Genomic DNA, 23625 nt, shown 5'->3' on the forward strand with positions numbered 1-23625 from the left:
ATCTTCATCCTGGCTTCCCGTTCGCGATGATCTCGGCGATGTGCCGTGCAGCCGTTGACCCGGACGAGAGGTACCCGACTCCGTGCTCTGGGTACATGTCGTGGCCCGTGACTGCCTTCGTACCGGGGGCGGCTTCGGATGAGAAGACCTCGACCTCGGGGAGATCCCGAGGATCCGTTCGCGTTGACCGACCGAGGGCCGCAACGTGGTCGTTCTCACCCTCGGTAGCGAACACACGGTCGACGTTGAGCCGGTCCGGCTTCGTCGCGTCGGTGAACCCGACCGAGCCGTACGTGACGAATGAGTCGATCCGGTGACGTGTCTGGGCTAGTGCTTCCGCAGCTGTCGTCGATCCGTAGGAATGCCCGAGGACGGCGATGGAGCGCGGTGGGCTTCCCGCGCGACTGTCGACGGCGCCGTCGAGGAACGAAGCCAGGTTCGCCCCACCGGTGGTTGCTCGGCCTTGGCCGGGTACCTCGGGGAAGGACGGCGCGTGGTAGCCGAACCAGGAGACGACAGCGAACGACGACTTCTGGTCCTGACGTGCTGCCGTCGAGAGGAGCCCGTGTGCAGCACGTACCTTCTCCGGAGCACTCCCGACCGTCGTCGTCGCGCCCGGTACGTTCACCGTCACGTTCGACGCCGTGTCGAGGTCCCCGAGCGAGATCGCCGCGACGAGCGCGCCGTTCGAAGTCCCGAACCCGACCAGCTGACCGACCTGCGCCGATGGCGGGGCGAGCCTGGCCGCAGACTGGTCAGCGCGCTCGAGCCCGTCCCGCAGCGCCAGGACCTGCCGCGTGAACTCCTCGAGGCCGACCGCGCCGTACGTGTACGGCAGCCCGAGCATCCGGTACACCCGCCCCGGGTTCGCGACCGCTGCACGGAGCACCGCGCGCGAGGCGATGTCCCGCGCCACGGCCGGGAGCCCGTCGATCCCGGCGAGCTGCAGCTTCGTCCTCAGCGGCAGCGCCTCGACGTCCTGGTCGGACAAGCCGAGCGCATGCCAGGCCGCCGCGACCTCGACGGTGGTCGACGACGGGTCGAGGACACGCTGGAGCTCCCGGGGCAGTCGGGACGCCCCGGCCGCGTCGAGCACGCCGTCGGACAGCGACCCTCCTCCCGCCGCGGCGAAGGCGTCCGCGATCCGGTCCAGCCAGGCAGCGTCCGCGGCGTTCTCGGCGAGGTGGTCCTCGAACCCCGGCACGACGGACGCGTCGTCCACGGGCACCCAGGCGCACGTCCGGGTGAAGGTCACCCAGGCGTTCCGCACACGGGTGAGTTCCTGGGCGGTGGCCGCGTCCTGCGCGCGGGCGCGCGCAGCGACCCGGCGTAGGCGGTCCGGGTCCGCGCCGCTGCGTCCGCCGGAGCCACCGCTGCTCGTCCGGACACGAGTGCGCGCACGGAACCGTGCCGTGAGTGGCGTCAGGCGGACCGGCGTCTCCGACGGCTTCGGGTCGACCACCGCGTCGCTCCAGTCCAGCGCGGGTCGCAACGGGGCCCCGACGCCGACGAGCACCTGGTCGCGCTGCCGTTCACGCTCGTGCCACGCTGCCAGGTCGTGCTGTCGACGCTGTTCGTCGTGTGCCTGGCGCCGGACGACGTGGAGCTGCCCGGCGAGGTCGTCGAGCGCCCGGACCAGGCGGACCCGGTCCTCCGACTCGACCGTGTGCGCCTGCTCGTAGAGTCGTGCGTAGGCGCCGTGGAAGTCGCGCAGCGCGTCTTCGGCGCTGGCGCGTCGTCCGGCGGAACCCGCCCGGAGTGACAGCGCGACCTCCGACGCGCACGCGAGCAGCCGCACGGCCGCGGCGTCTTCGAACTCGATCCCCATTGTCCCCCCATCGCTCGTGCTGATGTGTAGAACGTAGCATTTCAGACACAGGGTGGACGAGCGGTCGGGGGAGCTGTGGAGAACGGGAGACCGGCGGACGGGAGGCGCGTCGCCGAGCTGGCCCCGCACCTCCCGTCGGGTGGGCGGGGCGCCGCAGGACATCTGCCGCTAGGAGAACAGTCCGGGGAACGCCCGCGCGACGAACGGGTACGCCACGAACACCGTCGCGTCGAGGAGCACGTGCGTGATGACGAGGGGGAGCAGCCGCCCCCACTTCGTGTAGATCCATCCGAAGACGACGCCCATCACGGCGTTCCCGATGAACGCACCGAACCCCTGGTACAGGTGGTAGCTCCCGCGCAGGACGGCCGTGGACAGGATGACCTGCCAGCGTCCCCACCCCAGGTCGTCACGGAGTCGGGCGTACAGGTAGCCGACGACGATGACCTCCTCCTGCAGCCCGGACCGGACGGCGGAGAGCAGCAGTACCGGGATCGTCCACCAGTGCGAGTCGAGCGCCGCCGGGTCCACGGCGACGGTGATGCCGAGCGCCCGTCCGGTGAAGTAGAGCGCCAGCCCGGGGATGCCGATGCCCAGGGCGATGAGCGCCGCGCCGCCGAGGTCGGGCCGGACGCGGAACCGGTCGATGCCGAGCCGGCCCAGGTGGGGGCGGGACGACTCCCAGAGCAGCATGCACACCAGCGCGACGGGTGCGAGGTCGACGGCGATGCCCAGTAGCTGCCGCGCCAGGTCGACGTACTGGACCGTCGTCGTGGAGCTGTTCAGCGCGGTGGACTGCTCGCCGAGCGGAGTCGTCTGCGACAGGTCGTCGATGATCTGCAGGACCGAGTACAGCGCGCTCGCGCCGAGCGAGAGCATCAGCACGACGGTGATCTCGGTCCACGTTCGCCGTCGGCTCATCGGCTGTACTCCTCCTGGTTGCAGAACTACCGGTAGACTGGCGAGTCGGGCATGGTCCCGAACCCCGTCGGGCACCGTCCCGCACTCCTCGGGCTGGTCCCGAACCCCTTCGGGCCGGTCCCGAAACCGGGCGCTCGCCCGATCTTCTTCCGAACACAAAAGGATGTCCTGTATGGCGCTCGCCACTCGGTCCGACCTGCGCAACGTCGCCATCGTGGCACACGTCGACCACGGCAAGACCACCCTCGTCGACGCGATGCTCACGCAGACCAACTCGTTCGACGCCCACTTCGAGGGCGAAGACCGCATGATGGACTCGAACGACCTCGAGCGCGAGAAGGGCATCACCATCCTCGCGAAGAACACCTCGGTGCTCTACAACGGGAAGCACGCCGAGGAGTTCAACCCCGGTGGTCGCATCACGATCAACGTGATCGACACCCCCGGCCACGCCGACTTCGGTGGCGAGGTCGAGCGCGGCCTCTCCATGGTCGACGGGGTCGTCCTGCTCGTCGACGCGTCCGAGGGCCCGCTGCCCCAGACCCGCTTCGTGCTCCGCAAGGCGCTCGCCGCCAAGCTGCCGGTGATCCTGCTCGTCAACAAGACGGACCGCCCGGACTCCCGCATCGACGAGGTCGTCTCGGAGAGCCAGGACCTGCTCCTCGGTCTCGCGTCCGACCTCTCCGACGAGGTCGACGACCTCGACCTCGACGCGATCCTCGACGTACCCGTGGTCTACGCCTCGGGGCGCGCGGGTGCCGCGAGCCGCAACAAGCCCGAAGACGGCACGCTGCCGGACAACGACGACCTCGAGCCGCTCTTCGAGGCGATCCTCCAGCACGTCCCGGCCCCGACCTACGACGACACCCACCCGCTGCAGGCGCACGTCACGAACCTCGACGCCTCGCCGTTCCTCGGTCGCCTCGCGCTGCTCCGCATCTTCCACGGCACGATGAAGAAGGGCCAGACCGTCGCGTGGGTCAAGCACGACGGCACCGTCGTGAACGCCCGCATCACCGAGCTCCTCATCACCAAGGCGCTCAACCGCTTCCCGGCCGAGTCCGCGGGCCCCGGTGACATCGTCGCCGTCGCCGGCTTCGAGACGATCACCATCGGCGAGACCCTGAGCGACCCCGAGGACGTCCGACCGTTGCCGACCATCACGGTCGACGACCCCGCCATCTCGATGACCATCGGCACGAACACCTCGCCGCTCGTCGGCAAGGTGAAGGGCCACAAGCTCACCGCGCGTCTCGTCAAGGACCGTCTCGACCGCGAGCTGGTCGGCAACGTCTCGCTCAAGGTCGTCGACATCGGCCGTCCGGACGCCTGGGAGGTCCAGGGTCGTGGCGAGCTCGCACTCGCCATCCTGGTCGAGCAGATGCGTCGTGAGGGCTTCGAGCTCACCGTCGGCAAGCCGCAGGTCGTCACCAAGCGTGACGAGAACGGCAAGCTGCAGGAGCCGTACGAGCACATGACGATCGACACGCCGGAGGAGCACCTCGGCGCCATCACCCAGCTCATGGCCGCCCGCAAGGGCCGCATGGAGAACATGGTGAACCACGGCACCGGCTGGATCCGCATGGAGTTCATCGTGCCGTCCCGCGGCCTCATCGGCTTCCGGACGTCCTTCCTGACGGAGACCCGCGGCACCGGGATCGCGAACGCGATCTTCCACGGCTACGACGAGTGGGCCGGCTCGATCCAGACCCGCATCAACGGCTCGATCGTCTCCGACCGTGCCGGTGTGGTCACCCCGTTCGCCATCACGAACCTCCAGGAGCGGATGACGTTCTTCGTCAACCCGACGGAGGAGGTCTACGAGGGCATGGTCATCGGCGAGAACTCCCGCGCCGACGACATGGACGTGAACATCACCAAGGAGAAGAAGCTCACGAACATGCGGTCGGCCAACGCCGACACGTTCGAGTCGATGACGCCGTCCCGGCAGCTGTCGCTCGAGGAGTGCCTCGAGTTCGCCCGCGAGGACGAGTGCGTCGAGGTCACCCCGGACGCCGTGCGCATCCGCAAGGTCGAGCTCGACGCGCAGGCGCGCCAGCGTGCGTACGCCCGCCTGAAGCGCCAGGACGCGTAAGCACGACCGTCCAGGAGGCCCGTCCTCCGTCCCACGGCCCGGTCACCCCTCCAGGTGGCCGGGCCGTCGGCGTCCGTGCCCTCCGTGCCGCGACCGGGGGATACGGTGGTCGGGTGACCCTCGACCTGCTCTCGATCTACCAGGACCTGCACGCCCACCCGGAGCTCGGGTTCCAGGAGCACCGCACCGCCGGCGTCATCGCCGACCGTCTGGCGGAGATCGGCGGCATCACGGTCACCACCGGGGTCGGCGGCACCGGTGTCGTCGGGGTGCTCGAGAACGGCGACGGTCCGGTCCTCTGGCTCCGCGCCGACATCGACGGGCTCCCCGTGCAGGAGCAGACCGGCCTGCCGTACGCCAGCACCCACCGGGGCACGGACGAGGACGGCAACGAGGGCCCGACGATGCACGCGTGCGGGCACGACATCCACGTGACGTGGCTGCTCGGCGCCCTCGAGCGGCTCGTCGCCACGGCGGCGGACTGGCGCGGCACGGTCGTCGCGGTGTTCCAGCCGGCGGAGGAGGTCATCTCCGGCGCGCGGGCCATGATCGAGGACGGCCTCGTCGAGCGTTTCCCGAAGCCGTCCGTGGTGCTCGGGCAGCACTCCGCCCCGGCACCGGTCGGTGTCGTGGCGGTCGGGTCCGGCGCCGTGATGGCGTCGAGCGACCGGTTCACCGTGACGTTCACCGGCCGCGGTGCGCACGGCTCCGCCCCGCAGGCGTCCCTCGACCCGATCGTGACCGCCGCGTCCGCCGTCGTGCGCCTGCAGACGATCGTGTCGCGGGAGGTCGCCCCGAGCGACGCCGGCGTCGTCACCGTCGGGTCCTTCCACTCCGGTACGCGACCGAACATCATCCCGGACACGGCCGTCATCGAGATCTCCACGCGTGCCCGCAACGAGGAGACGCGGGCACGGATCGTCGCGTCGATCGAGCGGATCGTGCGCGCCGAGAGCGAGGCCGGGGGACTGGCCGCTCCGACGATCACGCGTGCGCCGGGGGCCGACGTCCTCGTGAACGACCCGGAGCAGGCCGCGGTCGTCCTCGACGCCGTGCGTGCCGTCGTGCCGCACGCGGTGGACATGGAGTCCGGACTGGCGATGGCCTCCGAGGACGTCGGCCAGCTCGCCACCGCCGCGGGCGCCCCGATCGTCTACTGGTTCACCGGCATCACCGACCCGGAGCTGTTCCGCAGCGGCGCGGAGATCCCGAGCAACCACTCGCCGTTCTACGCGCCGCAGGCCGAGACGGCGATCCCGGTCGGCGTCGACGCCCTCGTCGCGGCGACGCGCGCCTACCTCTCCTGAGCCGGGCCCGGGCGACTTCCCAGCGAACGCACCACGAGTCCGCCGTCCGGCCGGTTACGGTACCGGCATGCGCCGTCCGATCCGCACCTCGCTCACCGCAGCCGTCGCCGCCGGCGTCGCCCTCGCCGGCCTGAGCGGGTGCTCGTCCGACGCCGTCCGCCAGGCGACCGACCTCGGTTCCTCGGTCGCGTCGACCGTCTCGGAAGGGGTCCAGGGCATCGACGGAGCCGCGATCGAGCGCGGCATGGCCGACGTGGCGGGCGGGATCGACGGAGCGCTCGACACGGCCCTGCGCGGGACGCACGTGACGAGTGACGGCCAGGTCCCCGACGGGTTCCCGTCCTCGTCCGTCCCGCTCGTCGACGGCACCGTGCTCGGCGGCGGTGCCGGCCCGGGAGGCTCGGGCTGGGTCGTGCAGGTCCGGACCGCGGCGGTCGGCGACTTCGACACGGCCGCGCAGCAGCTCGCCGACGCGGGCTTCACACAGTCGGCGGAGCGGGCGGACAGCGCGAGCGCGTTCGGGTTGTTCCGGAGCGACGACCACCGCGTCGTCCTGACGTTCTCGGCCACCGACGGCGGCGCCACCGCCACCTACATCGTCACCTCCCGCTGACGCTCGGGTCCGATCCGTCGGCACGCGCCTCCGAGACCGCTTCCCGTACGCTTGCAGGCGATGTCCACGGCACCGGCCACGCGCCCTGAACGCGTCCTCTTCGTCCACGCGCACCCCGACGACGAGACCCTGTCGTCCGGCGGGACCATCGCGACCCTGCTCGAACTCGGCGCGCACGTGACGGTGCTGACCGCCACCCGGGGGGAGCGCGGCGAGATGCTCACGGCGGAGCTCGCACCGCTCGCCGGTGACGGACCGCGTGTCGCCGCGCACCGCGAGACCGAGATCGCGGCGGCCCTCGCCGCCCTCGGCGGTCCGGCGCACCTGTGGCTCGGCGGTCCCGGTGCCCGACCGACCGACCTGCCGACGCGCCGCTACTCCGACTCGGGCATGCAGTGGGGTCGGGACGGCCGCGCAACCGCGGCCGGCGACGCACCGGAAGACTCCCTGACGCGTGCCGACCTCGGCGAGGTCGTCGACGACGTCCGTGCGGCGATCCGGTCGACCGGTGCCGACGCCGTGGTCACCTACGACGACGACGGCGGCTACGGACACCCCGACCACGTCCGCGTCCACGCCGCCGCCCGGTACGCGGCGCGTGCCGAGGAGGTCGCGTTCTCGATGATCGTCGACGCGGACTCCGGCCGCGCCGACGTCACGGTGGACGTCCTCCCGGTCCGCGGCAAGGTCCGGGCCGCGCTCGAGCAGTACCGCAGTCAGCTGACCGTCGACGACGCCGACCCGCGCGACCCCGGTGCGCTGTCGTACATCCTGCCGCACGGCGCGCGGCAGGCGGTGCCCGCGCTGGAGGGCTTCCGGCACGACGTGCCCCCGGTCCCGACCGCGCCGCAGTCCTTCGCCGAGATGTCCGGCCCGGGACGAGCCGCCGCACTCGTGGTCGCCGCGGCCGTAGGCCTGCTCGTCGGCGGCCTCGGCACCGTCACGCACCAGCAGACCGTCGGACTCGGCTCGTGGAGCACCGCGCCGATCGGGATGGTGCTCACGATGCTCATCGTCATCGGGGTGGTCGTGGGCGTCCGCCTGCTGTACCGGTCGCGGCTGCTCGTCGCGGGGGTGGGCGTCGGGGTGATCCTCGCCACACAGGTGCTCGTCGCCGTCGCCGGGTCGAGTTCGCCCCTCGTCCTCGCGAACCCGGCCGGGTACGTCTGGACCTTCGGACCGGCGGTCGTCGCGATGCTCGTGCTGGCCTGGCCCGACCTCTCCGGGCTGCGGGCACAGCCGGCTCCGAAGGGCGCCCGGTCCGAGGTCGCAGGACCGCGCGGGTAGACTCGCAGTCGCTCAACCCCGGAAGGGAGCACCCGCTCGTGACCTACGTGATCGCCCAGCCCTGTGTCGACGTGAAGGACCGCGCGTGCATCGACGAATGCCCCGTGGACTGCATCTACGAGGGTGACCGTTCGCTCTACATCCACCCGGACGAGTGTGTCGACTGCGGTGCGTGTGAGCCGGTCTGCCCGGTCGAGGCCATCTACTACGAGGACGACCTCCCCGAGGAGTGGGCCGACTACTACAAGGCCAACGTCGAGTTCTTCTCCGAGATCGGCTCGCCCGGCGGAGCGGCGAAGGTCGGCGTGATCCACAAGGACCACCCGGTCGTCATGGCACAGCCCCGGGCCTGACACCCGTGGCGCTCGACCTGCCCGACTTCCCCTGGGACCAGCTCGCCCCGTACAAGCAGCGGGCGACGGCGTACGAGGGCGGCATCGTCGACCTCAGCGTCGGGTCCCCGGTCGACCCCACGCCCGAGGTCGTCCGTCGCGCGCTCGCCGACGCGACCGACGCCCACGCCTACCCGCAGGTGGCCGGCACGCCCGCGCTCCGTGAGGCGATCGCGGCGTGGTACGGCCGTCGCCAGGGCGTCCGGCTCACCGCAGACCACGTCCTGCCGACCATCGGGTCGAAGGAGTTCATCGCGGGGCTCGCCCTCTGGCTGGGGCTCGGGCCGGGCGACACGGTCGTGTTCCCCGAGGCCGCGTACCCGACGTACGAGCTCGGCGCCGCACTCGTCCGCGCCGAGGCCCTGGCCGCCGACGACCCGGCCTCATGGCCGACCAGCACGAAGCTCGTCTGGCTGAACTCCCCGGGCAACCCCGACGGGCGCGTGCTCTCGGTCGAGCAGCTGCGTGTCGCGGTCGCCCGCGCCCGGGAGCTCGGCGCCGTCGTCGTCGGCGACGAGTGCTACGCCGAGCTCGGCTGGGACGCCCCGTACGACACCCAGCCCACCCCGACGATCCTCGACCCGCGCGTGGTCGGCGACTCGTTCGACGGCGTCCTGAGCGTCTACTCGCTCTCCAAGCAGTCGAACCTCGCCGGGTACCGCGCGGCCTTCGTCGCGGGGGACCCCGCACTGCTCGCCGACGTCCTCGCGATCCGCAAGCACACCGGCATGATGCCGCCGCTGCCCGTCCAGCAGGCGATGATCGTCGCGCTCGAGGACGAGACACACGTGCAGCAGCAGAAGACCCGGTACCGCACGCGGCGGAACGTGCTCCGGACGGCATTCGAGCGCGCCGGCTTCCGCATCGACGCCAGCGGTGCCGGGCTCTACCTCTGGGCCACCCGGGACGAACCGGCCCTGGACACCGTCGCCTGGCTCGCCGAGCGCGGCATCCTCGTCGCTCCCGGCACGTTCTACGGCGCCGCCGGCGCCCGGCACGTCCGCGTCGCCCTGACCGCGACCGACGACCGCGTCGCCGCCGCGGCCCAGCGCCTCGCCAGCGCGGGGCGCGTGACGGGCGGCTGACGGGCCTCCCGGTCGACGTCCACCCACCGACGGCGCATCCGCGCAACCGTGGGTGCCCACCAACCGGCCGTCCCCGCGCTGTACCCGATCGACAGTCGCCACAGTTAGGCTGTCCAGCGTGACTGACACTGCCAACGACGCTCAGAAGACGGCCACACCGCCCACGACGCCCATCCCGGTGAGCCCCGCCGCCGAGCAGGCGACCGAGACGGCGACGCTGTCGTACCCGGGGGGTCAGGCGGAGTTCCCGATCCTGCAGAGCGTCGACGGCGCGTCCACGATCGACATCTCCACGCTGAAGAAGCAGACCGGGCTGAACACGCTCGACTACGGTTTCGTGAACACCGGCTCGACGAAGAGCGCCATCACCTACATCGACGGCGACCAGGGCATCCTGCGCTACCGCGGGTACCCCATCGACCAGGTCGCGTCGAACTGCACGTTCCTCGAGGTCGCCTGGCTCCTCATCTACGGCGAACTCCCGTCGCCGACCGAGCTCGAGGCGTTCGACAGCCGCATCCGTCGGCACACCCTGCTGCACGAGGACCTGCGCCGCCTGTTCGACGCGCTCCCGCACTCGGCGCACCCGATGTCCGTGCTGTCCAGCGCCGTCAGTGCCCTCTCCACGTACTACGAGGACGACATGGACGTCGACGACCCGGAGAAGGTCGAGCTGCAGACCGTCCGGCTCCTCGCGAAGCTGCCGGTCATCGCCGCGTACGCGCACAAGAAGGCCATCGGGCAGGCGTTCCTGTACCCGGACAACTCGCTGTCGTTCGTGGACAACTTCCTCCGGCTCAACTTCGGCACGATGGCCGAGCCGTACCAGCCGGACCCCGTGCTGTCGAAGGCGCTCGACCGGCTGCTCATCCTGCACGAGGACCACGAGCAGAACGCCTCGACGGCGACGGTGCGCCTGGTCGGCTCGACGAAGGCGAACATGTTCGCGTCGATCTCCGCCGGCATCAACGCGCTGTACGGTCCCCTGCACGGCGGGGCGAACGAGGCCGTGCTCGAGATGCTCCAGCAGATCAAGGACTCCGGCGAGCCCGTCACGCGGTTCGTCGAGCGCGTGAAGAACAAGGAGCGCGGGGTGAAGCTCATGGGCTTCGGACACCGCGTGTACAAGAACTACGACCCGCGGGCGAAGCTCGTGAAGGAGTCCGCCGACGAGGTCCTCGAGGCGCTCGGCGTGCAGGACGACCTGCTCGACATCGCGAAGGAACTCGAGCAGATCGCGCTCGAGGACGAGTACTTCGTCAGTCGCAAGCTCTACCCGAACGTCGACTTCTACACGGGCATCATCTACAAGGCGATGGGCTTCCCGCCGCGGATGTTCACCGTCCTGTTCGCCATCGGTCGTCTCCCGGGGTGGATCGCCCAGTGGCGCGAGCTGAACAACGACCCGCTCAACAAGATCGGTCGCCCCCAGCAGCTGTACGTGGGGTACCCGCAGCGCGACCTGCCGCAGCGCTGACGCCCTGTCGGGCTGACGCGCTGACGGGCGCACGCACGGCCGCGAGGCCCGGTACCGGTCTGCAGGACCGGCACCGGGCCTCGCCCTCGCGTCCTCGCCGTCAGGCGTGCAGCGCCGTGTTGAGCTGGATGCCCTCGCCCTTGCGCTGCAGCGCCTCGACCGCACCTGTCAGGGAGTTGCGGCGGAACAGGACGTTCGGCGCGTCCGAGAGCTCGGCGGCCTTCACGGTGCGGGGCGTGCCGTCCGCGTTCGGGGCCGCGCCGACGAGGACGACCTTCGTGCCCGCCGTGACGTACAGGCCGGCTTCGACGACGGAGTCGTCGCCGAGCGAGATGCCGAGACCGGCGTTCGCGCCGAGCAGGGCACGGGCACCGAGGCGGACACGATGGGTCCCGCCGCCGGAGAGCGTGCCCATGATCGAGGCGCCGCCGCCGATGTCGGTGCCGTCGCCGACGACGACACCCTGCGAGACGCGGCCCTCGATCATCGCCTCGCCGAGGGTCCCGGCGTTGAAGTTGACGAAGCCCTCGTGCATGACGGTGGTGCCCGGCGCGAGGTGGGCCCCGAGGCGTACCCGGTTGGCGTCACCGATGCGGACCCGGTCCGGCACGACGTAGTCCACGAGACGGGGGAACTTGTCGATCGCGTGCACGGCGATGCCGGCGCGCTGCAGGGCCGGACGGAGGCGGGTGAGTGCCTCGGGGTGTACCGGCCCGGCGTTGGTCCAGGCGACGATCGGCAGGTGCCCGAACACGCCGTCGAGGGAGATCTCGTTCGGCCGGACGCGCAGGTGGCTGAGCAGGTGGAGGCGGAGGTAGGCGTCAGGCGTGCTCGTCGGGGCGTCGTCGATCGTGATGTCGACGGTGACGACCTCGAGCCGGACCTCGCGACGCGGGTCCTCCCCGGCGGCGGCCTGCAGGTCGGTCGGCACTCCCGCGTCGACCGGGCGCGCGCCGAGGTGCGTCGACGGGAACCAGGTGTCGAGGACGGTGCCGTCGGCGGCGATCGTCGCGAGGCCGTGGCCCCATGCGGAGGTCGGGCGGGCGTCGGCGGACGTGTCGGTCGTGTCGGTCACCGCACCAGGGTACCGAGGCCCCGGACTCGTCTCCCGGACCGGCTGGACGGACGCTGCGGGCGCGCGCCGGGCCTCCACGGACGGGTCGTGGCGACGGCAGCGGGACGCCAGGGCTGCCGGATACAGTGACCGCATGCCACAGCCGCTCGACCTCAGTGCCTCGTCCATCGACATCACCCGCGCCATCTGCGACATCGAGTCGGTGTCCGGCAACGAGGGTGCGCTCGCCGACGCGATCGAGGCCGCCCTCGCCCCGCTCGAGCACCTCGACGTGGTCCGTGACGGGGACGCGATCGTGGCGCGGACGGACCTGGGCCGGGAGCGCCGGGTCGTCATCGCCGGGCACATCGACACCGTGCCGCTCAACGACAACCTGCCGACCGAGTTCCGCACGAGCGAGGACGGCACGGAGGTCCTCTGGGGTCGCGGGACGGTCGACATGAAGGCCGGTTGCGCCGTGCAGCTCAAGCTCGCGGTCGACCTCGTCGCCCCGAACGTCGACGTCACCTGGGTCTTCTACGACCACGAGGAGGTCAGTGACGCGCTGAACGGCCTCGGTCGTCTGGCCCGCACGCGGCCGGAGCTCCTGGCCGGCGACTTCGCGATCCTCGGCGAGCCCTCAGGGGCGCAGATCGAGGGCGGCTGCAACGGCAACCTCCGGGCCGAGATCCGCACCTCCGGCACGCGCTCGCACAGCGCCCGGAGCTGGATCGGCGACAACGCCATCCACAAGACCGCCCCGATCCTGGCCACCCTCGCGGCGTACGAGCCCCGCACGGTGACGGTGGACGGGCTCGAGTACCGTGAGGGTCTCAACGCCGTGGGCATCTCGGGCGGGATCGCCGGCAACGTCATCCCGGACGAGGCGATGGTCCACGTCAACTACCGCTTCGCGCCGTCCCGCTCCGCCGACGAGGCCGTCGCACACATCCGCGACCTCTTCGACGGCTACGACGTGACCATCGTCGACCTCGCCGCCGGTGCCCGCCCGGGGCTCGACGCGCCGCTCGCCCAGCAGTTCGTCGCCGCCGTCGGGGGTCCGGCCCCGCGCCCCAAGTACGGCTGGACGGACGTCGCCCGCTTCTCCGCGCTCGGGGTGCCCGCGGTCAACTACGGCCCGGGTGAGCCGGTGTACGCCCACCACGACGACGAGCAGGTCCCCGTCGCCCAGATCACGGCGGTGGAGGACGGACTGCGGCGGTGGCTGACGGCGTGACCACCGCCTCCACGGCCATGCCCCGTCCGCGGTCGTCACGGGCCGCACTGACGTGGGTGGTCGTCCGGTGGCGCCTCGTCCCGTGGTGGCTGCGCGTCACGGTGGTCTACACGCTCTCGCGGGTCCTGACGACGGTGCTCATGTCCGGTTTCGCCCGGATCCAGGCGGCGAACTCGTTCACCGTGCAGCACCCGACGTACCTGTCGTTCGCGTCGATCTGGGACGGCGCCTGGTACCGGGTGATCGCCGCGAGCGGGTACCCGTCGACCCTGCCCGTCGACGCCGCGGGACACGTGACGGAGAACGCGTGGGCGTTCATGCCCGCGTACCCGTTCACGGTCCGGGCGCTGATGGCCCTGACCGGGGCGTCGTTCGAGTTCGTCGCCGTGTGGGTGTCGTTGCTCGCCGGATGGGGCGCCGCCCTGGTGTTCCGACGGCTGATGGGCCGGTTCCTCGACCCGACCCGCGCGACCTTCGCCACCGTGCTGTTCTGCGTCGCGCCGGTCTCCGTCGTGTTCCAGGTCGCCTACGCGGAGGCGATGGGGGTCCTGCTGCTCCTCGTCGCGCTGCTCCTGCTCGTGCAGCGGCGGTTCTGGGCGATGCTGCCCGTCGTCCTGTTGCTCGGGATGACCCGGCCGACCGGGCTCGCCGTCGCGCTCCTCATGGTCCTGTTCGTCATCGTCGGGGTCCTCCGCCCCGCCTGGCTGCGGATGTCCGAGCGGCTGACGCTCCGCACCGCGGTCGCACCGGCCACGGTCGCGGTGGTCTCCGGACTCGTCGGCCTCGCCTGGCCCGCGATCGCCTGGGCGGTCACCGGCGTGCCGACGGCGTACACCGACACCGAACTCGCCTGGCGGTCGTCGTACATCGGCTGGCGGGAACTCGTCCCGTTCACCCCGTGGGTGCAGGGCTTCGGGTGGTGGTTCCACCAGCCGGCGGGCACGGTCCTGCTCGTCGTGGTGCTCCTCGGGTTCGCCGCGGTCGTGTTCCAGCCCGCGGCCCGGCGGATCGGCCTCGAACTGCGGCTCTGGGGGGTCGCGTACCTGGTCTACCTGCTCGCGGTGTTCTTCCCGCAGTCGAGCACGTGGCGGATCCTGCTCCCGATCGCACCCCTGCTCGGCGTCGTCGCACTGCCGCGGTCGCGGGTCTACCGGGTCGCGCTCGTGGTCCTCGCGGTCGTGCTGCAGTGGACATGGCTGTACTTCTGCTGGTGGGTGGACGGGTACGACTGGACCCCACCGTGACGGTCCGGTCCGTCCACCCGGAGCACCCCCGACCGGGGCGGTTTCGCAGTCGCGCCTGTCTACGGGATAATGGCCCCTGTTCGTACTGCACGAAAGGGGACATCTGATGGCAGCGATGAAGCCGAGGACCGGCGACGGGCCGATGGAGGCTGTCAAGGAGGGTCGACTCATCATCGTGCGGGTTCCGCTCGAGGGTGGAGGCCGCCTGGTGGTCTCGGTCAACGACGCCGAGGCCAAGGAACTCCACGACGCACTGGCAGAGGTCGTCTCGGCCTAGTACGTCGACGCACCACCACGGGAGGCCCGGGACGCGTACGTCCCGGGCCTTCCGTGCGTCCGGACGTCCGGACCCCGGGTCGTCCGGCTGGAGGCTGTCGGTCCCGCCCGCCATCATGGTCACGTGCCCCGGGACCGCGTCCGCAACCTACCGATCCGCCGCATCGAGGAGTACCTCGACCCGGACCCGATGCCCCGCGACGCGTGGCCGGCGACGCTCCCGCCGGTCCGGCAGCTCCTGGACGACGGCCTCGAACTCGGCCCCGTGACGGTCCTGGTCGGTGAGAACGGCGTGGGCAAGTCCACCCTGGTGGAGGCGATTGCCCTCGCGTTCGGCATGTCGCCCGAGGGTGGTTCGACGGGCTCGGGCCACTCGACCCGCCCCTCGGAGTCGTCCCTGTCGGAGCACATCCGCGTGGTCCGCGACTTCGGAGCCGCCCGGAGCGGGTTCTTCCTCCGGGCCGAGACCATGCACGGGCTCTTCACCTACCTCGAGCAGCACCCGGGCGCCCGTCCCGAGACGCCCTACCACGAGCGCAGTCACGGGGAGTCGTTCCTGGAGTTCGTCATCGACCGGGCGCGGTGGCCCGGTCTGTGGCTCCTCGACGAGCCGGAATCGGCGCTGTCGTTCTCGGGTTGCCTGACGCTCATCGCGCTCCTGCAGTCCATCGTCGAGGACGGCGTCGGTCAGGTGGTCCTGTCGACCCACTCGCCGGTGCTCGCGGCGTTCCCGGACGCGACGGTCCTCGAGGTCGGGGAGTGGGGCATCCGACGGTCCGACTGGGCGGACCTGGAGCTCGTCCGGAACCAGCGTGCGTTCCTGCAGGACCCGGGACGGTACCTGCGGCACCTGGCGTGAGCCGGGCCTCCCGACCGACGGGCGGACCGCTGTCGGCCGGCCAGTCGGACCGCCGCCGACCGCGTCAGGCCGTGAGCTTCGTCATCTGCAGCAGCCCGTCGCCCGCGGGCGAGAGGGCGCTGCGGACCGCGCCGGAGGTGGAGACCTCGGTGAGCAGCAGGCGGAAGTCCGTCGTCGCCCGGTCGCGCTTGACCGGGTCGGCGACCTTGCCGCGCCACAGTGCGTGCGGGACGAGCACGGTACCGCCGGTCTTCGCCAAGCGCAGGCCGTGCTCGACGTACTCGATGACGTGCTCCGGATCGGCGTCGATGAGGACGACGTCGTAGCTGGCGTCGTTCATCCGGGGCAGCACCTGCGCCGCTCGCCCGGGGATGAGGCGGACCCGTCCGGGCGCGGCACCCGCGGCGATGAAGGCGTCCCGCGCGTACTGCTGGTGGTCGATCTCGACGTCGATCGTCGTCAGCGTGGCGTCGGGCGCCCCCGCGAGCAGGTACAGCCCGGACACGCCGAGACCCGTCCCGATCTCGATGATGCTCGTCGCCCGGGACGCCGCGGCGATGACGCTCATCTGCGCCCCGACCGCCGGCGAGACGGGTTCGACACCGAGCTCGAGGGAGTGCTCACGCGCACGGGCGACACCGTCGGGTTCGGAGACGATGTCCTCCGCGAACTTCCAGTTCGAGTCTTTCTCTGACACGCACACTCCTCGTCGGTCAACTCTACGGGTGACTCGCCGGGTCCACGCGTTAGGCTCGCTCCCGTGAACATCCAGCTCGACAAGATCCTGATCATCGGGATCATCGCCGTGCTGTTGCTCGGGCCGCAGCGGCTGCCCGTCTACGCCCAGAAGCTCGCCGACTTCGTCAAGGCCGTCCGCCGGTTCGCGGACAACGCCAAGGAGCGGATGCGCGAGGAGATGGGCCCCGACTTCGACGACGTGGACTGGCAGAAGCTCGACCCGCGTCAGTACGACCCGCGCCGGATCATCCGGGACGCCCTGCTCGACTCGCCCTCGTCCGGCGCCGAGACAGCGACGGCGGCGACCGTCACCGCCGCCAAGGTGCGGGCACCGGCGCCGGTGGTGCCACTGGCCGCGGGCGAGCCCGCGCCGTTCGACGTCGAAGCGACCTGACGCGGACGTCGTCCGCTCAGGACAGTGACCGGCTCAGGACAGTGACCGGCTCAGGACAGTGACCGGCTCAGGACAGGGACAGGCCGAGCTTCCGGCCGGCGAGGCCCCGCCCCATCGCGGTGAGCCGATCGGCCACCGCGTCGAGCGCGACCGCCGCGGGGTCCGACGGGTCACCGAGGACGACCGGGAGGCCCGCATCGCCGCCGGCACGGAGCGGCACCGAGAGCGGGACCCGGCCGAGCACCGGCACGGGGGCGTCCTGCCCCCGGGACAGGCGCCGGGCGGTCTCGTCGCCGCCGCCCTCGCCGAAGAGGTGCAGCACGCTGCCGTCGGGCTGCACGAGCCCCGCCATGTTCTCGACGACGCCGACGACCTTCTGCCCGGTCTGTCGAGCCACGATCCCACTCCGTTCGGCCACGTCCGCCGCGGCCGCCTGCGGGGTGGTCACGACGAGCACCTCGGCGTGGGGGAGCAGCTGACCGACCGAGATCGCCACGTCGCCGGTGCCGGGCGGCATGTCGAGCAGGAGCACGTCGAGGGCGCCGAACCACACGTCGGACAGGAACTGGTTCACCGTCCGGTGCAGCATCGGACCACGCCAGGAGACCGCGGTCGAGACGTCGTCGACGAACATCCCGATCGAGACGACCTTCACCTCGTGGGCGACCGGCGGCAGGATCATGCTGTCGACGCGGGTCGGCCGCGGGGCGACGCCGTGCTCGTCGGTGAGGCCCATGAGCCCCGGGATGCTGAAGCCGTGCACGTCGACGTCGACGATGCCGACGCGCTGCCCCCGGCGGGCGAGCGCCGCCGCCAGGTTCGCGGTGACCGTGGACTTGCCGACCCCGCCCTTGCCGCTCGTCACCGCGATGACGCGGGTCAACGAGTCCGGGGTGAACTGGACGCCCTGGGGGCGACCCTCGCGGAGCCGCTCGGTGAGGGCCCGACGCACGGCGGGGTCCATCACGGACACGTCCACGTCGACCGTCGCGACGCCCGGCACGGAACCGGCGGCGGAACGGACGTCACGCTCGATGGTGTCGGCGGCGGGGCACCCCACGATCGTGAGCTGCAGGTCGACGCGCACCGAGCCTCCCGGCTGGACATCGACGCCCCGGATCATGTCGAGTTCGGTGACGGGCCGGCGGATCTCGGGGTCGAGGACACGGCCGAGCGCAGCGAGGACCGCGGCGCCGAGCTGGTCCTGCGGGGTGGTGCGGTCAGCCACGCGTCACCGAACGCTCGTGGCCGCGGTCGTCCAGGTCGTCGAGGTCCTCGGGGTCGCCGTCACGGCGGTCGAGTTCCTCGAGCAGGGAGCGGAGCTCGGCACGGATGAAGTCCTTGGACGCCATGTCCCGCATCGCGAGGCGGAGGGCGACGACCTCGCGGGCGAGGTACTCGGTGTCCGCGAGGTTCCGCTCCGCGCGCTGCCGGTCCTGTTCGAACTGCACGCGGTCCCGGTCGTCCTGCCGGTTCTGCGCGAGCAGGATGAGCGGCGCCGCGTACGAGGCCTGCAGTGACAGCACCAGGGTCAGCGCGGTGAAGCCGATCGCCGCCGAGTCGAACTGCCACGACTTCGGCGACAGCGTGTTCCACCCCATCCAGAGCACGCAGAACAGGGTCAGCCCGATCAGGAACCAGGGCGTGCCCATCGCACGGGCGATGCCCTCGGTGGCGCGACCGAACGCGTCGCCGCGTCCGCGTCGGCGGGTGGGCAGGACGCGCGTGCGCATGCCCTTCGGGGAGTCGAGGCGTTCCTCGGGCCGCTCCCGGCGGTTCTCATCTGGGCGTGCCACGATTCGTCCTCCTTCCCGAGGGGATCGCCGTGCGGCGGGTGCGGGTCCGTGGTCGCGACGCGGCGCCGGGGTTGGCGTCGGCCGCGTCCTGACTGCGCCAGTCGTCGGGGAGGACGTGGTCGAGGACGTCGTCGATGGTCACCACCCCGACGAGTCGGTGGGCGTCGTCGACCACGGGGACGGACAGCAGGTTGTACGTCGCCATCACCCGGGTGACCTCGGCCGCGCTCGCGTCGACCTTCACCGGTTCGGTCTGCTGGTCGATGAGGGTGCCCAGGCGTTCGTTCGGCGGGTACCGGAGCATGCGCTGGAAGTGCACGAGCCCGAGGAACCGCCCGGTCGGCGGCTCGTACGGCGGGAGCGTGACGCACACCGCGGCGCCGAGCACCGGCGCGAGCTCGTGCCGGCGCACCAGGGCCAGTCCCTCGGCCACGGTCGAGTCGGCGGACAGGATCACCGGCTCGGTCGTCATGAGCCCACCCGCGGTGTCCGGCTCGTACTCGAGCAGCATGCGGACGTCCTGCGCCTCTTCCGGCTCCATGAGCTCGAGGAGTGCTTCGCTGCGTTCGTCGGGCAGCTGGGCGAGGAGGTCGGCAGCGTCGTCGGGCTGCATCTGGTCGAGGACGTCGGCCGCGCGGGCATCCCGCAGCGCGGAGAGGATCTCGATGCGTTCCTGGTCCGGCATCTCCTCGAGCACGTCGGCGAGGCGGTCGTCCGGCAGCTCCTCGGCGACCTCGAACCGGCGCTCGGACGGCAGGTCGAGCAGGGTGGATGCCAGGTCGGCCGGCACCAGGTCGGAGTAGGCGGCGATGACGTGCTCGGCGGACTGGGACTCCCCGGGGAGCTCGTCCTCGGTGACCTCGTTCCAGGTGGCGAACGTCGTCGGGCCCTTGCCGAACGGCGACGGCGTGGTCTTCGGCTTGCGGAGGAAGAGCTGCGCGATCGACCAGTCGCCCTGGCCGTGGTCCTCGATGGCGACGTCCTCGATGGTCGCCCGGATCTGCTCCTTCTTGATGAGCACCTTGCGGCCGAGGATCTCCGCGATCACCCGGACCTCGCCACCGCGCTGCTCGAAGCGGCGCATGTTGACGAGCCCGGTCGTGATGACCTGTCCGGCACCGATCGAGGTGATCCGGCCGATGCTCACGAAGATGCGGCGCTTGCCGGGGACCTCGACGATCAACCCGACGACCTGGGGCGCGTCGACGCGGCGGTAGACGACGAGGACGTCGCGTACCCTGCCGACTCGGTCGCCCGCGGGGTCGAAGACGGAGCACCCGGCGAGGCGGGCGACGAAGACCTTCGAGGCGCTCACCCGTCCAGCGTAGTCGCTCGCCCCGGCGTGCTCGCCGCCCGCTCCCTGGTGGTTCTCGTGTGATCGCAAGGAGTCCGGTGGATGATGGCCGAGTGAGCAATCAGAGCCCCTTCGGCGGCCGCACGGCACAGGCGTTCCCCACCCTGCCGCGCGGTGACGTCCTCGGCACCTACGACAGCTACCCCGAAGCACAGCGCGTGGTCGCGAAGCTCGCCGAGTCGGACTTCCCGGTCGCGAAGCTGTCCATCGTCGGCAACGACCTCAAGACCGTCGAGCGCGTGACCGGCAAGATGACCTACGGGCGAGCAGCACTCGCGGGCGCGCTGTCCGGGCTCTGGCTCGGGTTCTTCTTCGGCATCGTCCTGACGCTCTTCTCGCCGCAGGCCGGCGGGCTCTTCCTCCCCGCCGCCGTCATCGGAGCCGGCTTCGGCATGCTGTACGGCATCGTCTCGTTCGCGATCACGAAGCGACAGCGGGACTTCACGAGCATCCACCAAGTGCTCGCCACCACCTACCAGATCGTCGTCGACCCGCAGCTGTCCGGTCAGGCGCAGCGGATCCTCGGCCAGGGCGGGGCGATCCAGCACACGTCGTGGGACCAGCTGGGGAAGGGCACGACCGGGCAGCCTGGCCAGCAGCAGTGGCGTCCGGGCCCGGGCGGGACGCAGCCGGGGTCCGGCGGACCGGGGCAGTACGGGCAGCCGGGTCAGCCGCCGCGGTACGGGCAGCCGGCCCAGCCGCCGCAGTACGGGCAGCCGGGTGCCGGCCAGTCCGGTCAGCCGCCGCAGTCCGGCCAGTCCGGCCAGCAGCAGTGGCGCCCGGGCGGAGCGCCGCAGGGGTCGCCCTACGGTGGCCACGCCACGCCGCACCAGCCGGGAGGCCCGGGCCAGCCCGGTGGGCCGGCCCAGCAGCAGGGCGGGGACGCGCCGCGTCCGCCCGTCTCCGGTGGTGAGGCGCCGGCCGGGCCGCGGTACGGAACGAACGACGGGCCGCGGTACGGAACGAACGACGGCGGTGTGCGGACCCCGCCGAGCGACGATGCACCGCAGCAGCGCTCCGTCGCCCCGCGGTACGGCACGAACGAGGGCGCTGCCCGCACGCCGGGGGCAGCGGGGGACGCGACCGCTCACCAGGCGGAGCGTCCGTCCGGGGCGACCCGCAGCTCCGGCACGGACGATCGTCCCCGCTTCGGCGAGCGGACGACGCCCGCGGACACCGAGCGCAGTGCCCCGGCGGACGGTGACCGTGCCGCGGACGACACCCGGCGGCAGGACGACGACCGGGTCTGAGCCGTCTCGCTCCTGACGATCGACTCGTCGGGCGCGGGACCGACGACGACGGGCTCCCGGCCGGTGCCGCACCGGCCGGGAGCCCGTCGTCGTGTCCACGGTCCTCAGAGGATCTTCGAGAAGCAGACCGACCGGGCGGCACCCACGTACGGTCCGAAGTTGGCGATTCGCCGGAAGCCCTCACGCTCGTAGAACCGGATCGCGCCCTTCTGTTCCATCCCGGTCTCGAGGACGAGCGCCGGCGACCCGAGGTCGAGGGCCGCCTCCTCGAGACGGCGGAGGATCAACGCCGCCACCCCGGACCCGCGGGACTCGGTGCGGACGTACATGCGCTTGACCTCGGCGATGCCGTCGTCGACGAGTCGCAGCCCGCCGCAGCCGACCGGCGTCCCCGCCTCGTCGCGCGCGACGAAGAACACCGCGATCGAGTCGGCCGTCGGCTTCGGGCCCGGCTCCGTGTCGGCCCCGTACGTGCTGTCGATCTCGATGCGCTGGGCTGCTCGCAGGCGCTGCGCGTCGGGCGAGTCGAAGTGCTCGACGTCGATCAGGAAGGTGTCCGAGGGGGCTTCAGCGCTCACGAGGCCCAGGCTAGCGCGCGGACCGGGCGATCCACCCCTCCACTTCCGAGGGGGTCCGGGGGATGTGCACCGACAGGTTCTCGGCACCGTCCTCGGTCACGAGGACGTCGTCCTCGATCCGGACACCGATCCCGCGGAACTCCTCGGGGACGGTGAGGTCGTCCTGCTGGAAGTACAGGCCGGGCTCGATCGTGAAGACCATGCCGGCCTGCACGATGCCGTCCAGGTACATCTCCCGCCGGGCCTTCGCGCAGTCGTGCACGTCGAGGCCGAGGTGGTGGCTCGTGCCGTGCACCATGTAGCGACGGTGGAACTGGTTGTCCGGCTGCAGGGACTCCTCCGCCGAGACCGGCAGGAAGCCCCACTCGGCGGTCTTGCGGGCGATGACCTCCATCGCGGTCGCGTGCACCTGACGGAAGGTGATGCCCGGCCGGACGATCGCGAACGCGGCGTCGGCGGCCTCGAGCACGGCCTCGTAGACCATGCGCTGCACGGGCGAGAACGTGCCGCTGACCGGCAGCGTCCGGGTGATGTCCGCGGTGTAGAACGAGTCGACCTCGACCCCGGCGTCGATGAGGATGAGGTCACCCGGCTGCACGGCACCGTCGTTGCGGGTCCAGTGCAGGATGCAGGCGTGGTGGCCGGCGGCGGCGATGGTGTCGTAGCCGACCGTGTTGCCGTCGGCGCGGGCGCGCCGGTTGAACGTGCCCTCGACGATGCGCTCGCCACGGGGGTGCGCGAGAACGGCGTCGAAGTCCGCGATGACGTCGTCGAACCCGTGCTGGGTCGCGTCGACGGCCTTGCGCAGCTCATGCACCTCGTAGGCGTCCTTCACGAGGCGGAGTTCGGACAGGTCGCGGGACAGGACGTCGTCGGTCGCGGTCGTGCCGTCCTGCTCGGGTGCACCACCGACCGTCGTGCCGAAGCGCTCGTCGAGTGCCCGCGTGAACTCGGGGTCGGCGTCCCGCACCACGAGCACGGAGGCGTCGAGCCCGGCCAGTGCGGCGTCGAGTTCGCCGAGGTCCGCCGTGGCGACGCCGAGGTCCGCGGCGACCTCGGCCAGGGAGGGGCGCGGTCCGACCCAGAACTCGCCGATCTCCGGGTTCGCGTAGAACTCCTCGGAGTCGCGGCCGGCCGTCGCCCGGAAGTACAGCGTGGCGTCGTGCCCGTCGCCGCGCGGGCTCAGGACGAGCACGGAGCCGACCACGGTGTCGGTGCCCCAGCCGGTCAGGTGGGCGAACGTGGAGTGCGGGCGGAACGGGTAGTCGCAGTCGTTCGAGCGCACCTTGGCCTGGCCGGCGGGCACCACGATCGTCCGACCGGTGTGCAGTCCGGACAGGCGGGCGCGACGGGCAGCGGCGAACGCGGCCTGTTCGCGCGGCGCCGGCAGCGGGCGCTCACGCTCGGCCCAGTTCGCGGCGATGTGGTCCTTGAACACGGACGATCCGGGAGTGGTGGAGCGGTTGCTCGTCGCGCGGGGAGTGGTGTCGGCCATGTGGTCCATCATCGCACCGCTGCACCGACCAGGGCCCGGCACCGCGGCCCGCGCGCCCGGGAGATCCGTCACGGGCAGGCCCGTCCCGGGAACCGGCCGGGCGGGACCTGCTGCCAGTCGCTCACGCCCGGCCGCCGACACGGTGCGCGGTCCGGGCGGCCGTGACGGACCCCTGCTCCTGCATGGTCTGAGTCTGCACCACCGCCGCCGGCGAGGACGTCCTCTCCCAGCTCATCTACGGCGCCCGCGTCTCCGTGCGCGTCGGCGCGGTCGCGGGCTTCCTGTCCACGCTCGTCGCCGTCGCGATCGGCCTGAGCTGGGGCTACATCCGCGGCTGGGTCGCCG

22 protein-coding genes are annotated in these 23625 nt (G+C 71.7%); 13 read left to right on the forward strand and 9 right to left on the reverse strand.

Annotation, left to right across the window (positions count from 1 at the left end; genetic code table 11):
• Nucleotides 1-4: 4 nt before the first annotated feature.
• Together DEI91_RS05385 and DEI91_RS05390 are read right to left on the reverse strand one after the other, a co-directional pair.
• Entirely contained in the window at nt 5-1828 is a 1824-nt protein-coding gene (locus DEI91_RS05385; protein ID WP_181439488.1) for an alpha/beta fold hydrolase, read from the reverse strand.
• Between the two features lie 168 nt (nt 1829-1996).
• The gene (locus DEI91_RS05390; protein WP_111051263.1) at nt 1997-2749 is read right to left on the reverse strand and encodes a CPBP family intramembrane glutamic endopeptidase; all 753 of its coding nucleotides are present in this window, start codon (nt 2747-2749) and stop codon (nt 1997-1999) included.
• Nucleotides 2750-2921: 172 nt separating this feature from the next.
• Between DEI91_RS05390 and typA the strand changes: the two genes are divergently transcribed.
• The 7 genes from typA to DEI91_RS05425 all read left to right on the forward strand — a co-directional run bounded on the left by typA (nt 2922) and on the right by DEI91_RS05425 (nt 11005).
• Entirely contained in the window at nt 2922-4844 is a 1923-nt protein-coding gene (gene typA, locus DEI91_RS05395; RefSeq protein WP_111051264.1) for a translational GTPase TypA, read from the forward strand.
• 113 nt (nt 4845-4957) lie between these two features.
• On the forward strand, nt 4958-6151 hold the full coding sequence (locus tag DEI91_RS05400) for an amidohydrolase (RefSeq protein WP_111051265.1): 1194 nt from the start codon (nt 4958-4960) through the stop codon (nt 6149-6151).
• A 67-nt stretch (nt 6152-6218) separates the two neighbouring features.
• Entirely contained in the window at nt 6219-6764 is a 546-nt protein-coding gene (locus tag DEI91_RS05405; protein WP_111051266.1) for a hypothetical protein, read from the forward strand.
• Nucleotides 6765-6824: 60 nt separating this feature from the next.
• On the forward strand, nt 6825-8051 hold the full coding sequence (locus DEI91_RS05410) for a PIG-L family deacetylase (RefSeq protein ID WP_111051267.1): 1227 nt from the start codon (nt 6825-6827) through the stop codon (nt 8049-8051).
• 38 nt (nt 8052-8089) lie between these two features.
• Nucleotides 8090-8404 carry a ferredoxin gene (fdxA, locus tag DEI91_RS05415; protein ID WP_110823681.1) on the forward strand — a complete coding sequence of 105 codons (315 nt, stop codon included), beginning with the start codon at nt 8090-8092 and terminating at the stop codon, nt 8402-8404.
• 5 nt (nt 8405-8409) lie between these two features.
• Nucleotides 8410-9528 (forward strand): succinyldiaminopimelate transaminase, encoded by a 1119-nt coding sequence (dapC, locus tag DEI91_RS05420; protein WP_111051268.1) that lies wholly within the window; start codon nt 8410-8412, stop codon nt 9526-9528.
• A gap of 178 nt (nt 9529-9706) precedes the next feature.
• Nucleotides 9707-11005 carry a citrate synthase gene (locus DEI91_RS05425; protein ID WP_111051269.1) on the forward strand — a complete coding sequence of 433 codons (1299 nt, stop codon included), beginning with the start codon at nt 9707-9709 and terminating at the stop codon, nt 11003-11005.
• A 100-nt stretch (nt 11006-11105) separates the two neighbouring features.
• Here the strand turns inward: DEI91_RS05425 and dapD are convergent, their stop codons facing one another.
• Nucleotides 11106-12080, reverse strand: coding sequence for a 2,3,4,5-tetrahydropyridine-2,6-dicarboxylate N-succinyltransferase (dapD, locus tag DEI91_RS05430; protein WP_258374302.1), 975 nt, complete (start codon nt 12078-12080; stop codon nt 11106-11108).
• 133 nt (nt 12081-12213) lie between these two features.
• On the opposite strand from dapD, the gene dapE reads away from it, so the two are divergent.
• From dapE to DEI91_RS05450, 4 genes are all read left to right on the forward strand, one after another.
• A complete protein-coding gene (dapE, locus tag DEI91_RS05435; RefSeq protein ID WP_111051271.1) occupies nt 12214-13296 on the forward strand; it encodes a succinyl-diaminopimelate desuccinylase in 1083 nt (360 codons plus the stop codon).
• Nucleotides 13293-14540 carry a hypothetical protein gene (locus DEI91_RS05440; protein WP_258374303.1) on the forward strand — a complete coding sequence of 416 codons (1248 nt, stop codon included), beginning with the start codon at nt 13293-13295 and terminating at the stop codon, nt 14538-14540. Before dapE ends, DEI91_RS05440 begins: the two co-directional genes overlap by 4 nt.
• A gap of 106 nt (nt 14541-14646) precedes the next feature.
• Complete coding sequence (locus tag DEI91_RS05445) at nt 14647-14817, forward strand: DUF3117 domain-containing protein (protein WP_017887054.1); 171 nt, start codon at nt 14647-14649, stop codon at nt 14815-14817.
• Nucleotides 14818-15006: 189 nt separating this feature from the next.
• A complete protein-coding gene (locus DEI91_RS05450; protein WP_111051337.1) occupies nt 15007-15675 on the forward strand; it encodes an AAA family ATPase in 669 nt (222 codons plus the stop codon).
• Between the two features lie 64 nt (nt 15676-15739).
• Here DEI91_RS05450 and DEI91_RS05455 read toward each other — a convergent pair whose 3' ends face one another.
• On the reverse strand, nt 15740-16372 hold the full coding sequence (locus DEI91_RS05455; protein ID WP_111051272.1) for an O-methyltransferase: 633 nt from the start codon (nt 16370-16372) through the stop codon (nt 15740-15742).
• A 63-nt stretch (nt 16373-16435) separates the two neighbouring features.
• Here DEI91_RS05455 and DEI91_RS05460 point away from each other — a divergent pair, with 63 nt between their 5' ends.
• Nucleotides 16436-16807: a twin-arginine translocase TatA/TatE family subunit gene (locus DEI91_RS05460; RefSeq protein ID WP_111051273.1), complete on the forward strand. Its 372-nt coding sequence runs from the start codon at nt 16436-16438 to the stop codon at nt 16805-16807.
• A 67-nt stretch (nt 16808-16874) separates the two neighbouring features.
• Here DEI91_RS05460 and DEI91_RS05465 read toward each other — a convergent pair whose 3' ends face one another.
• Genes DEI91_RS05465 through DEI91_RS05475 form a run of 3 tightly spaced genes read right to left on the reverse strand, consistent with a single transcriptional unit; the run spans nt 16875 to nt 19918 of the window.
• The gene (locus DEI91_RS05465; protein ID WP_111051274.1) at nt 16875-18035 is read right to left on the reverse strand and encodes an Mrp/NBP35 family ATP-binding protein; all 1161 of its coding nucleotides are present in this window, start codon (nt 18033-18035) and stop codon (nt 16875-16877) included.
• Nucleotides 18028-18540 carry a DUF1003 domain-containing protein gene (locus tag DEI91_RS05470; RefSeq protein WP_110823991.1) on the reverse strand — a complete coding sequence of 171 codons (513 nt, stop codon included), beginning with the start codon at nt 18538-18540 and terminating at the stop codon, nt 18028-18030. Before DEI91_RS05470 ends, DEI91_RS05465 begins: the two co-directional genes overlap by 8 nt.
• Before the next feature lie 46 nt (nt 18541-18586).
• Nucleotides 18587-19918: a magnesium transporter MgtE N-terminal domain-containing protein gene (locus tag DEI91_RS05475; RefSeq protein WP_111051275.1), complete on the reverse strand. Its 1332-nt coding sequence runs from the start codon at nt 19916-19918 to the stop codon at nt 18587-18589.
• Nucleotides 19919-20010: 92 nt separating this feature from the next.
• Here DEI91_RS05475 and DEI91_RS05480 point away from each other — a divergent pair, with 92 nt between their 5' ends.
• Nucleotides 20011-21207, forward strand: a complete 1197-nt coding sequence (locus DEI91_RS05480; RefSeq protein WP_111051276.1) for a general stress protein — start codon at nt 20011-20013, stop codon at nt 21205-21207.
• A gap of 104 nt (nt 21208-21311) precedes the next feature.
• On the opposite strand, the gene DEI91_RS05485 is transcribed toward DEI91_RS05480, so the two are convergent.
• Together DEI91_RS05485 and DEI91_RS05490 are read right to left on the reverse strand one after the other, a co-directional pair.
• On the reverse strand, nt 21312-21785 hold the full coding sequence (locus DEI91_RS05485; protein ID WP_220038045.1) for a GNAT family N-acetyltransferase: 474 nt from the start codon (nt 21783-21785) through the stop codon (nt 21312-21314).
• 10 nt (nt 21786-21795) lie between these two features.
• On the reverse strand, nt 21796-23280 hold the full coding sequence (locus DEI91_RS05490) for an aminopeptidase P family protein (RefSeq protein ID WP_111051277.1): 1485 nt from the start codon (nt 23278-23280) through the stop codon (nt 21796-21798).
• Nucleotides 23281-23625: the final 345 nt, after the last annotated feature.

This window comes from Curtobacterium sp. MCBD17_032, assembly GCF_003234855.1.
Classification (GTDB): Bacteria; Actinomycetota; Actinomycetes; order Actinomycetales; family Microbacteriaceae; genus Curtobacterium.